We start from the raw sequence: 11,630 nt of genomic DNA on the forward strand, positions 1-11,630 counted from the left end.
CCACCGCAGTACCTTTGTGAACAGCCGCATCCATCCAGCCCAGTTGGCCCGAACAGCAAACGCCGCCTTTCTTCGCGACGCTTTGTTGCGCACGCGCGAGCGCACCTTGGGCTTGCTCGAGGACTACGTGAATGCTCTGGGACATGAGTGCACAGTGCCATGCCGCCCCGAGTTAAACCCGCCGCTCTGGGAATTGTGTCATGTGGCCTGGTTTCAAGACTGGTGGTTGGCCCGCAACCCTGACTGGGCCTTGGGTGTGCAGTGCAATCCCGATGCACCCAAGCTGGAGTCTCGCCTGTTCAATGCCGATGCGCGTCTGAATTCAAGCACCATCGCGCATGACACCCGCTGGGAAATCGGTTTGCCCGATTTGCAAGGCACCCGTGATTATCTGGCCGCCTCGTTGCGCGACACATTGAAGTTGCTGGAGCAGGCTGATGCGTTGTGTGCCAGCGACCCCGGCAATGCCGATCAGTACCTTTATTTTTTCCGCCTGTGTGTGTTGCATGAACAAATGCACAACGAAGCCGCGGTCTTCATGGCCAAGTTGCTGAATATTCCATTGCGCCCCCACAACGCATGCAGGCCCGGCGTTCAGGAGTGCGGCGACTTGGTTCAGCTCGAGCTGCCAGGCAGCCGGTGGACTCTGGGCTGGCAAGGCGAGGGTTTTGCATTCGACAACGAAGTACCCGCCTGTGTGGTTCAGATACAGGCATTCACCATCGATTCACGTCCGGTCAGCTGGGCGCAGTATCTTGAATTTGTCCAGGCCACCCAACACCCTGTGCCTGCCTTTGTTGCATTTGAAAACGGTGGCTGGATTAACCTGGGTTATGGTCAGAAAACACCGCTCAAGCTCAGTGCGCCGGCCGAGAACATCAGTTGGCTGGATGCCCAGGCGTATTGCCAGTGGGCAGGCCGCAGGTTGCCCACTGAGGCCGAATGGGAATATGCCGCACACACACAAGCCAATATGCAGTGGGGGCAGGTGTGGGAATGGACTGCCAATACCTTCCTTCCCTTCGATGGGTTCAAAATGCACCCTTATGTCGATTACTCCAAACCCTGGTTTCATGACCGAAAGGTATTGAAGGGGGCGAGTTGGGCCACTTCTGCCGAAATGGTTCACCCCAAATACCGCAACTATTTTCAACCGGACCGGCAAGACGTGTTGTCCGGCTTCAGAACCTGCGCTATTAATCGGTAAAAACGATTAACTTCAAAGAAATTATCCGTTAGACGAATAATATGCTCTCGGGCAAACTAACCGTGTATTCAAGCCTTTGAAGCACGGGAGCCCGTCATGAGTTTTCATCAAATGACCAAAATTGTAGGTCTGAACATCGCCGACCAAGCCGAGCTGGATGCCGTTCGTGCGTTTCGCGCTGTGCGTGGCGTGGTGGGTATTCTGATTGTTGCGCTGGGTTTGTACCTCATCGTCACACAAGGCGCACCTGCGGTTTGGGCTGCGGTTCAGTACATTGCGGCAAGCCCATCGAAGCTTCAGGCAGTCGAGTTCTCGGCCATTGCCGGCGCCGCCACCGGCCTTGGCGGCATGGCGTTGCTGGTCATGAAAAAAATTGATGACAAAGGCTTGGGTTTGTTCATCGCGATCGCAGGCGGCATGATGGCCGCCGCAGCGGTGATGTCCCTGTTTATCCCTGCCATTCAAACGGAAGGCGCTTTGATGGTGGTGCTGGTGGCCACTGCAGCAGGCTACGGTGTGATGACAGTGCTTGACCAAACCCTGCCGCATGAACACCCCGTGACAGGCTCGGAAATGGCGGGCAATCAACGCCTGCGCATGGCCTTGCTGATGACCATCGCCATTGCTTTGCACAATGTACCGGAAGGTTTTGCAGTGGGTGCCAGTGCAGGCAACCTGAACGGTGCCTCCGGCACGGCATTCTCGATCGGTTTGCAAAACATTCCCGAAGGCTTGATCGTGGCCACAGCCTTGTGGAGCATTGGCGTGCACAAAGCGCTTGCTGCGCTGGCCGCATTGGCCACAGGGTTGGTTGAACCACTGGGCGCTGGTTTGGGGGTCATCACTGCCGATTCATGGGCCATGGGTACGCCCGCTTCAATGGCTTTTGCCGCCGGTGCGATGGCATTTGTGGTTTGTAATGAAATAATTCCGGAGAGCATCAAAATGACTGGAAAACTGAAAACAATTTACACGGCCGGTGTATCCACCGTGCTTACAGCCATTGCATTGGGCTGGATGGGTGCCTGATCTCGCAAGGTGTCATGTAAGCAGGTAATAATGAGCACTCCACATTCAGGATTGCTTTCACCATGCGTTTGTTGTTTGTAGTGCCGCTGTTGTTCACGCTTGTTGCCTGCTCATCGAGCAACGCGCCGCCCGCCGGGCTGATCGCCTACAGTTGTGTGGCCGGCGAGGCTGTGCACTTGATGGCTTTTGACCCGCACCCCACGCGCCGCGCTTGGGCCACGCTGGGCGGCAGTGCGCAGAAGGGCGAGTCGCCCGCACAAACTGCTGTTCGAGAGTTCACCGAAGAATCCAATTGCGCATACAGCAGTGCTGACATCGACATCAGTCAGCTCAAAGGCCCTTCCATCTCGCCCGGTGTGCCGTTTCACCTGTACACCGCGCAGGTGCCTTTCAAATCAGTCGATGAAATCGCTCAAACCCGCCAGTGTGCGGACATAGAACGCAGTCAGTGGGTGTGGGTGCGTCACCTTGATTTGGTGCGCGCCATTAATCAATACGATGAAGCCGCGCAAGATCCACTCACTGTGCCCACCGTGCAAGGCCAGCCCACGCAAGTACCTTTGTGGGGCCGGGGTTTAGAGTCGCTGAAAAAAGCCCTGCAAGACGGTGTGCTGCCTGAGACCATCAACTGCAGTGCCACTCAACTGTCTTGATATTAGCCGACCAGGTTAAGCGGTGAATGCAAAGCTTTGCATCGACAGGGCTTTGTAACGCACATCCTCGGGTAGCACATTGACCTTGAAGTTGTTCCCCGCTGCACCCATGGCAAAAGGCAGGGGCAGGTAGTGGTCGTCGTCCGGGTGGGCCCGTGCAAAGTGCGGTGCATCAAGCTCCGCGCGCGCAATCGCCTTGCTGTCGCACGCCCGCAGGCGTTCCTGAACCCATGTGTTGAACTCGTGCACATAAGGCAGGTTTTGCGCCTGCCCACCATCTCCTGCCTTTGCGGCGCGCATGTCCATGTCATCAAAATTGTGCGTCAAGCTGCCACTTCCAATCACCACTGCTTTCGCATGGCGGGCAAATTCACCCACCAAGGCACCCATATTCAATGCAGTTTCGCCATTCCAGTCCACCGGCATACTGAGTTGCAACATGGGCGGGCCACCATTTGGGAACAGGTGAATGTAGGGCACCCAGGCCCCATGATCAAAACCTTGTTGTGGGCGCAATTCGGCGCTTAAACCGTGTTCGGCCAAATGTGTTGCAAGTTGCGATGCCAGTTCAGGCGCACCGCAAATTTCCGGTTTCAGTTCGTACAGCGGTTTTGGAAAACCATAAAAGTCGTGAACAATCACGGGCGCTTCGTGGCTGGTCACCGCCAGCTTGGCGCTACGCCAATGAGGGCTTAGAACAATCAGTCCGCGCGTACCTTGGGCAAGCAGTTGTTGTCCCAGGGTTTCCAGGGCTTGGCCGGGCAGGCCGGGTTCCAGTGCATAAGTGGGTGCGCCGTGGCTGATAAAAATTGAATGAATGGTTGTGCTCATGGTCGAAGTGCAGCGGTCATCGTGTTGACCTAGATTAACGCGACTATCTTTCAAGATCGAGGTAACTTTTTTGTACGACTCGCCGAAACTATCTGTACAAGTTGCCCAGACGATGCATGATTGGCAACACACTGCGTAGAAAACCAAGGAATTGACATGAAAAAAATTGTTCTGCTGCTCATTGTTGCAGCTGTTGTGGCGGTGTTTGCCTTCGATCTTCACAGTTTGCTGACACTCGACAGCCTGAAAAGTCGTCTTGAGCAGTTCAGTGAATTTCAGGCGGAATCTCCCTGGCTGGTTGCCGGTGTTTTTTTTGCAGCCTATGTACTGGTGACCGCCTTTTCAATTCCTGGTGCCGCAGTCATGACCCTGGCTGCAGGCGCCCTGTTCGGTTTGCTGCAAGGTTTGATTCTGGTGTCGTTTGCATCCACCATTGGTGCCACGCTCGCCTTTATTGGTGCGCGTTACCTGCTGCGCGATTCTGTGCAAGCCAAGTTTGGTAACCGCCTGAAAGCGATCAATGAAGGGGTTGAAAAAGAGGGTGCTTTTTACCTGTTCACGCTACGCTTGGTGCCCGTGTTCCCGTTCTTTCTGATCAACCTGCTCATGGGCTTGACCAGCATGAAGGCTTTCACCTTCTTCTGGGTCAGCCAGCTTGGCATGTTTGCAGGCACCGTGGTGTACGTGAATGCCGGTACCGAACTTGCGAAAATCGACAGCCTCGCAGGCATTCTTTCCCCTGGCCTCATCCTTTCATTCGTGTTGTTGGGCATTTTCCCGCTGATTGCAAAAAAAGTGACCGACAAAATCAAGGCCCGCAAGGTGTATGCCCAATGGACCAGGCCGGTTAAGTTTGATCGCAACATGGTGGTGATTGGTGCGGGTGCAGCGGGTTTGGTGAGCTCTTACATTGCTGCTGCAGTGAAGGCCAAAGTGACCCTGGTTGAAGCCCACAAAATGGGAGGCGATTGTCTGAACTTTGGTTGCGTGCCTTCCAAGGCAATCATTAAAAGTGCAAAGCTGGCTCACCAAATGCGCCATGCCGACAAATATGGTTTGCATGCAGCCACGCCCAGCTTCAGCTTTAAGGCGGTCATGGCCCGTGTGCACGACATCATCAAAGCGATCGAGCCGCACGACAGCGTAGAACGCTACACCGGCTTGGGAGTGGATGTGATTCAGGGCTATGCAACTATTGTCGATCCCTGGACTGTTGAAATCAAACACAACAGCGGTGAAACCAGCCGCTTGACCACTCGCAGTATTGTGATTGCTGCAGGCGCCCAACCGGTGGTGCCACCTTTGCCTGGTATTGAAACCAGTGGTTACCTGACCAGCGACACCTTGTGGGACGAATTCGCAAAACGCGACGACCTGCCCAAACGTTTGGTCGTACTAGGCGGTGGCCCCATTGGCAGCGAATTGGCCCAGGCTTTTGCACGTTTGGGCTCACAAGTAACCCAGGTTGAACTGGGCGATCGAATCATGGTGCGCGAGGATCCCGAAATTTCAGACCTGGCCGCTGCATCCATGCGCGCTGACGGAGTGAACATTCTGACCCGACACAAAGCAGTTCGATTTGAGCGCAGAGGCGATCAAAAAGTATTGGTCACCGAACACCAAGGCAACACCGTTGAAATTGAATTTGATGATGTGATTTGCGCGGTGGGTCGCAAAGCACGCCTGACCGGCTATGGCCTTGAGAAACTGGGTATCGAGACCAACCGCACCGTGGTCACCAATGAGTACCTTGAAACCTTGTACCCCAATATTTTTGCAGCAGGCGATGTGGCGGGTCCCTATCAATTCACCCACGTGGCTGCGCACCAAGCGTGGTATGCCTCTGTGAATGCATTGTTCGGCCATCTTAAAAAATTCAAGGCCGATTATTCAGTCATTCCCTGGACCACTTTTACTGATCCTGAAGTGGCCCGCGTGGGTTTGAATGAACAGGATGCCAAGGAGCAGGGCGTTGCCTACGAGGTAACACGCTATGGAATTGACGACCTGGACCGCGCCATTGCCGACAGCGATGCACACGGTGTGGTGAAGGTCTTGACCGTGCCGGGCAAGGACAAAATTCTGGGCGTGACCATTGCTGGCGTGCATGCAGGCGACTTGTTGGCTGAATTTGTGTTGGCCATGAAACATGGTTTGGGTTTGAACAAAATTCTGGGCACCATCCACACCTACCCCACATTGGCTGAGGCCAACAAATACGCTGCGGGTGAGTGGAAGCGGGCGCATGCGCCGGAGAAAGTGCTGCTGTGGTTGGGCAAGTACCATGCCTGGCGGTTGGGATAAACTAAGCTTCCTCGACTGTTCGTTAACTGCCCACTCGGCTTGGGTTTCGATCTCTCGTTGCGTTCTAATCGCCCTCTCGGCTTGGGTTCCGATCTTTCGCCAGAAAACCTGTTGATCCCTTGCTGAGCCTTGCGATGCCTGAGAACGACCCTCCTAAACTGCGGGTCGGGTCCGTTCTCTGTCGCCCATATTGGGCAACACCGGCCCTGCTCGGCACGCAAGGGCAGGTTTTCTTGAGGGCGAAGCGATCGAAACACCGCCGCCGATTGGGCGGTGAAGCCAACCGAGAGTTGCGTGGTGGTGGAGAAGCGCCGCACGGGAGTGGCTGGGAGCTGAACTTGCAATGGGTCGCACGATGACCAGTCAGAAAACTTGCCGGCTTGGTGCGCCGAGACTAACGATCGCGCCCGGGCGCGAAAGCCAAGACCCGACAGTTACTTTTGGAGGGCTTGGCTTAGTGCAGGCTCAAGCTGACGAGCCGAAATGCCAAGTTTTCGGGCAGAGGTGACCCTTCAAGTTCAGTTCCCAATAAACCAGTTCAGTGCGACACAAGTAACCCGCGCAAAGGTCACTCGCGAAGATCGCCCCAAGCTCCTCGCGGTACAATGAACCTTCAATGCAGCACCCAAGGAGAAGTCAATGAGCACACCCAACGCACCTTACGATCTCGTCGTCATCGGCGGTGGTTCAGGTGGAGTGGCCAGCGCCCGCCGCGCGGCCAGCTATGGCGCCAAAGTCGCACTCATCGAATCAAGCCGGCTGGGTGGCACCTGTGTTATTCGCGGTTGTGTGCCCAAAAAACTCATGATGTATGCCGCACAGTTTGGTCAAACCCTGCGAGAAGGTTTGCAGCCCGGCTGGCAAGTAACACAAGCAGAATTCTCTATGGCCCAATGGCAAGAAGCCAAAGGCAAGGAAATTGACCGGCTCGAAGGCATCTACGCCCGCATGCTCGACAACAGTGGGGTTGAAACCATTCGCGGCCATGGCGTCATCAAGTCCACCACAGAAGTTCATGTGGGCGATCGGGTGTTGAACACCCAGCGAATTTTGATCGCCAGTGGCGCAGCGCCCAATCGCGGCGCATTTCCGGGACTTGAGCTTGCCGCAACCTCGAATGAACTGCTTGATCTTTCTACGTTGCCCAAACGTGTGGGTGTGATTGGCGCAGGTTATATCGCGCTCGAATTTGCATGCATATTGCGCGGCCTCGGTTCTGAGGTCTCGGTGTTCTATCGTGGTGACTTGCCCTTGCGCGGTTTCGATGAAGGCATTCGAAATCGCTTGGTCACCGCTATGAAACTGCAAGGCATTCAATTGTTTCCCGACACCGATTTCAAATCACTTGGCCAGCAAGGGGCCTCGTTTGAATTGCAAACCGCAGCAGGAGCGCACACGTTTGATTTTGTATTGAATGCCACAGGTCGCAGCCCCAACACGCAAGGCTTGGGACTCGAAAACATTGGCCTGCGTACGGGGCCTGCCGGTGAAATTGAAGTGAACAAATACAGCCACACTGGCATTAAAGGTGTGTATGCCGTTGGCGATGTCACCAACCGTGTGAACCTGACACCTGTGGCCATCGCAGAAGGGCGCGCACTGGCTGAAAATGAGTTCAACGGGAAAAATCTCTGGGTGGATCACAGCAGCGTGCCCACAGCCACTTTCACCTCACCGCCCATTGGCAGTGTTGGCTTGACCGAAGAACAGGCTGCCAAGCGCGCACCCACCCGTGTGTATGAAACAGAGTTCACGCCCATGAAAACCAAGTTCTCGGGCGGTGAACAGAAAACCTACATGAAGTTGCTGATCGATGATGTCACTGACCGAGTAGTCGGTATTCACATGCTTGGAGACGATGCCCCCGAGATGATCCAGCTTCTGGGCGTGTTGTACACCATGGGTGCGACCAAAGCCGATTTTGATCGCACCATTGCCGTTCATCCAAGCTCTGCGGAGGAGTGGGTGTTGTTGCGTGAACTGACCCGCAAAGTCGGATAGACATCACTCGATCACTACATGTGGTGATGGTGCTCGAGTTAGACCCATCGCCAACTTCAAATTCCGTTGCTAGAGTCCCGCATGGTTTTACCATTAGGGCCTCTGCGCAACGTGTCAGCTTCTCAATTTTCATCAACCCCGGCAACATCAGTTGAACCAGAGGCATTGCTTGCACCTTCCTGGGCGGCACCCTTTGTGCAGGGTGACTGTGGCCCCAATCTTGAATACGACAACGCATTTCTTGAACTGCAACAAGCAGCCCGAGGCAAGCCAGAAACCCAGTTTGAAGCAGCAACACCACCCGACTGGAGTGCTGTAGAAACCGGTGCCGTGCAATTGCTGGAGCGCAGTCGAGATTTGCGCTTGGTGGTGTTGTGGGCTGAGTCGCGCTTGAATCTGGGTGGTTTGCAAACCTTGCCAGAAAGTTTAGGTGCGCTGGCCAGCCTGCTCGAAACGGCATGGTCTGTCGTCAATCCACCTCTCGATGATGGCGATCCCTATGCCCGCATCAACGTCATTGAAGGGCTTGGATTCGGCGGCTCATTTTTTCAATCCCTGCGCAATTGTGTCGTGGTTGGAAATCCGCGAATTGGCGACATTCGCCTAAAAGACTTCGAAGCGCTCACTGGCAATTCTCCAGGCACTGAAGTGCCCGTGTCTCGCGAGCAAATCGAGCTGTTCTTTCGGTCACCGGAAGGCAAGGCTGAAGCCTTGCGTGCCATGTTGTTGAGCAGCCAGCTTTACTTGAACAGAATTCTCGCCGCGCTGGCCCAACATGTCGAAGCGGATCGGCTGCCGCAACTTTCCGAATTCGGTGTGTTGCTGAACCATGTGCTGTCCTGCCTGCCCGAACCCCAAATGGAACAAAACCCGGCCGCTGTGCCACACAGTGCTTTGTTCGATTCAAGCTGTAATTCGAGCAAGCCCGCACCCTCAATGGTTTCGGCAGGAATTCATTCCCGTGCTCAGGCTTTGGCAGCGATTGATCAAGTGTGTACTTACCTTGAGCATGCCGAGCCGACCAATCCGGCGCAGCTTCTCTTGAAAAGGGCACGTCGCCTGATCGACAAAAACTTCATGCAGTTGATGAAAGACCTTGCGCCAGAGGCCTTGGCCGAGGTGGCAAAAATCATGGGAGTCAATCCCGATTCTCTCGAGCAGGAAGATGCTTAAAGTCGCCCTGCGTTTACCCATTCTTCTTACTTGCGAGATTGATCAATGAGCGGACAAAAATTTGTGGGGCGCAATCGTGCACCCCGCGTACAAATTGAGTATGACGTTGAAGTTTACGGTTCACAGAAAAAGGTTCAGCTGCCTTTTGTCATGGGGGTCATGTCCGACTTGTCCGGAAAATCCGAGGTGCCATTGGCACCGGTGGCCGAGCGTGATTTCCTGGAAGTGGATGTCGACAACTTTGATGCACGCATGAAAAGCATCAAGCCGCGCGTGGCCTTCCATGCGCCCAACCACCTCACCGGCGAAGGCAATGTGGCAGTCGACATCACTTTTGAATCGATGGACGATTTCAGCCCTGCAGCGATTGCGCGAAAAGTAGAACCTCTGCGCAAGTTGCTGGAGGCACGCCAGCAACTGTCCAACCTGCTCACTTACATGGATGGCAAAAATGGTGCTGAAGAGTTGCTGGCAAAACTGCTGGCTGACCCTGCCTTGCTGAAAAGCCTGTCAACCAGCGTCAAGCCTGTTGAATCAACCTCCCCTGAAGGTGAGTAATCATGTCTGAACAACTTCAAAACCGTGCGCTCGATGTCATCGAACTTGAGGGCAGTGAACTGTCTTCCCTGTTGCAAAAAGAATTCAAACCGAAAACCGATGAGGCCAGGTCTGAAGTAGAGTCCGCGGTGCTTACCCTGGCGCAGCAGGCGCTTGAAGGGGTGGAGCTGGTGGGCGACGATGTGGTTGATTCCATCGAGCGAATGATCGCCGCGATCGATCAAAAGCTTTCCGTACAAATCAATGAAATTATTCATCATGCCGATTTCCAGCAAATGGAAAGTGCCTGGCGCGGCCTCAATTACCTGGTCAACAACACTGAAACCGATGAATTCTTGAAAATTCGTTTCATGAATGTGTCCAAAACCGAATTGGCCAAAACCTTGAAACGGTACAAGGGTGTGGCTTGGGATCAAAGCCCGGTGTTCAAGAAAATTTACGAGCATGAATATGGTCAGTTCGGTGGTGAACCTTATGGCTGCCTAATTGGCGATTACTACTTCGATCACTCACCTCCCGATGTGGAAATGCTGGGCGAACTCGCGAAAATCAGCGCCTCTGCACATGCCCCGTTCTTGTCGGCAGTGTCCCCGGCCACTTTGCAAATGGACTCCTGGCAAGAACTTGCCAACCCACGCGACCTGACCAAAATTTTTTCCACACCCGACTATGCCGCTTGGCGCAGCTTGCGCGACGCAGACGACTCCAAATACCTCGGCTTGACCATGCCACGTTTTCTGGCCCGTCAGCCCTACGGTGCAAAAACCAACCCAGTGGAGGAATTCGCTTTTGAAGAAGACACGGGTCTGGCCGATCACAGCCGCTACACCTGGGCCAACTCGGCTTATGCCATGGCGGTGAACATCAACCGATCATTCAAGGAGTACGGCTGGTGCTCACGCATTCGCGGTATTGAATCGGGCGGCGCAGTACCCAACCTGCCCACGCACACTTTCCCCACTGACGATGGTGGAGTGGACATGAAGTGCCCCACTGAAATCGCCATTTCCGATCGTCGTGAGGCTGAGCTTAGCAAAAGCGGTTTCTTGCCGCTGATTCACAAAAAGAACAGTGATCTGGCAGCCTTCATTGGTGCGCAGTCTTTGCACAAACCTGCCGAGTACGAAGATCCGGACGCAACAGCCAATGCGAAATTGGCTGCCCGTCTTCCTTACCTGTTTGCCACCTGTCGCTTTGCGCATTACCTGAAGTGCATCGTGCGCGACAAAGTGGGTTCATTCAAGGAACGCGCCGACATGCAGCGCTGGTTGCAAGACTGGATCATGCAATACGTGGACGGCGATCCTGCAAATTCCTCCGAGGCGGTTAAAGCCTCTCGTCCGCTTGCCGCAGCCGAAGTGGTTGTTGAGGAAATAGAGGGCAACCCCGGCATGTACGCCTCACGATTCTATTTGCGCCCGCACTACCAGCTAGAGGGCCTCACCGTGTCTTTGCGTTTGGTCAGCAAGTTGCCATCCGCCAAAGCGTCTTAAAACTTGAATTATTAATCAACCAATTACAGAGGGAATCAAATGTCCGTAGACATGTTTTTGAAAATCAAGGGTGTAGATGGCGAATCCGTAGACAGCGTACATGCCAAAGAGATCGATATTGCCGCCTGGAGCTGGGGCATGTCCCAGTCGGGCACAACCCATGTGGGCCGTGGTGGTGGTGCAGGCAAAGTCAGCGTGCAGGACATCAGCTTCACCAAGTACATTGACAAGGCAACGCCAAACCTGATCAAGGCATGTTGCAACGGCAAGCATTTCGACGAAGCCATTCTGACCGTGCGCAAGGCAGGTGAAAAGCCACTGGAATATGTTGTGCTGACCATGAAAGACGTCATCATCTCCAACGTAAGCCAGGGTGGTTCT

10 protein-coding genes are annotated in these 11,630 nt (G+C 54.4%); 9 read left to right on the forward strand and 1 reads right to left on the reverse strand.

Annotated features, from left to right (window positions below):
• Window positions 1-16: 16 nt before the first annotated feature.
• From senA to A0129_RS11155, 3 genes are all read left to right on the forward strand, one after another.
• Complete coding sequence (gene senA / locus A0129_RS11145; RefSeq protein WP_291714994.1) at window positions 17-1,207, forward strand: selenoneine synthase SenA; 1,191 nt, start codon at window positions 17-19, stop codon at window positions 1,205-1,207.
• Window positions 1,208-1,303: 96 nt separating this feature from the next.
• Window positions 1,304-2,236, forward strand: coding sequence for a ZIP family metal transporter (locus A0129_RS11150; RefSeq protein ID WP_291714996.1), 933 nt, complete (start codon window positions 1,304-1,306; stop codon window positions 2,234-2,236).
• A gap of 62 nt (window positions 2,237-2,298) precedes the next feature.
• The gene (locus tag A0129_RS11155; protein ID WP_291714997.1) at window positions 2,299-2,889 is read left to right on the forward strand and encodes an NUDIX domain-containing protein; all 591 of its coding nucleotides are present in this window, start codon (window positions 2,299-2,301) and stop codon (window positions 2,887-2,889) included.
• A gap of 15 nt (window positions 2,890-2,904) precedes the next feature.
• Here the strand turns inward: A0129_RS11155 and A0129_RS11160 are convergent, their stop codons facing one another.
• On the reverse strand, window positions 2,905-3,720 hold the full coding sequence (locus tag A0129_RS11160) for a class III extradiol ring-cleavage dioxygenase (RefSeq protein WP_291714999.1): 816 nt from the start codon (window positions 3,718-3,720) through the stop codon (window positions 2,905-2,907).
• Window positions 3,721-3,876: 156 nt separating this feature from the next.
• Between A0129_RS11160 and A0129_RS11165 the strand changes: the two genes are divergently transcribed.
• The 6 genes from A0129_RS11165 to A0129_RS11190 all read left to right on the forward strand — a co-directional run.
• Window positions 3,877-6,024 (forward strand): FAD-dependent oxidoreductase, encoded by a 2,148-nt coding sequence (locus A0129_RS11165; protein ID WP_291715001.1) that lies wholly within the window; start codon window positions 3,877-3,879, stop codon window positions 6,022-6,024.
• A gap of 639 nt (window positions 6,025-6,663) precedes the next feature.
• Entirely contained in the window at window positions 6,664-8,025 is a 1,362-nt protein-coding gene (gorA, locus tag A0129_RS11170; RefSeq protein ID WP_291715003.1) for a glutathione-disulfide reductase, read from the forward strand.
• Between the two features lie 81 nt (window positions 8,026-8,106).
• Entirely contained in the window at window positions 8,107-9,198 is a 1,092-nt protein-coding gene (locus A0129_RS11175; RefSeq protein WP_291715005.1) for a type VI secretion system ImpA family N-terminal domain-containing protein, read from the forward strand.
• A 45-nt stretch (window positions 9,199-9,243) separates the two neighbouring features.
• Window positions 9,244-9,756, forward strand: a complete 513-nt coding sequence (tssB, locus tag A0129_RS11180; protein WP_105027591.1) for a type VI secretion system contractile sheath small subunit — start codon at window positions 9,244-9,246, stop codon at window positions 9,754-9,756.
• A 2-nt stretch (window positions 9,757-9,758) separates the two neighbouring features.
• On the forward strand, window positions 9,759-11,249 hold the full coding sequence (tssC, locus tag A0129_RS11185; protein ID WP_291715007.1) for a type VI secretion system contractile sheath large subunit: 1,491 nt from the start codon (window positions 9,759-9,761) through the stop codon (window positions 11,247-11,249).
• Window positions 11,250-11,288: 39 nt separating this feature from the next.
• On the forward strand, window positions 11,289-11,630 hold a 342-nt coding region (locus A0129_RS11190), incomplete at its 3' end, for a type VI secretion system tube protein Hcp (RefSeq protein WP_291715009.1).

The organism is Limnobacter sp. CACIAM 66H1, from assembly GCF_001601825.1.
In the GTDB taxonomy this organism is placed as follows: Bacteria; Pseudomonadota; Gammaproteobacteria; order Burkholderiales; family Burkholderiaceae_B; genus Limnobacter.

Bases quoted from the DNA above. Each gene is read 5' to 3' on its own strand.
- A0129_RS11160 (WP_291714999.1), bottom strand. From the start codon at position 3,720: ATGAGCACAACCATTCATTCAATTTTTATCAGCCACGGCGCACCCACT.
- A0129_RS11150 (WP_291714996.1), top strand. From the start codon at position 1,304: ATGAGTTTTCATCAAATGACCAAAATTGTAGGTCTGAACATCGCCGAC.
- gorA (WP_291715003.1), top strand. From the start codon at position 6,664: ATGAGCACACCCAACGCACCTTACGATCTCGTCGTCATCGGCGGTGGT.
- A0129_RS11165 (WP_291715001.1), top strand. From the start codon at position 3,877: ATGAAAAAAATTGTTCTGCTGCTCATTGTTGCAGCTGTTGTGGCGGTG.
- tssB (WP_105027591.1), top strand. From the start codon at position 9,244: ATGAGCGGACAAAAATTTGTGGGGCGCAATCGTGCACCCCGCGTACAA.
- A0129_RS11155 (WP_291714997.1), top strand. From the start codon at position 2,299: ATGCGTTTGTTGTTTGTAGTGCCGCTGTTGTTCACGCTTGTTGCCTGC.
- tssC (WP_291715007.1), top strand. From the start codon at position 9,759: ATGTCTGAACAACTTCAAAACCGTGCGCTCGATGTCATCGAACTTGAG.
- A0129_RS11175 (WP_291715005.1), top strand. From the start codon at position 8,107: ATGGTTTTACCATTAGGGCCTCTGCGCAACGTGTCAGCTTCTCAATTT.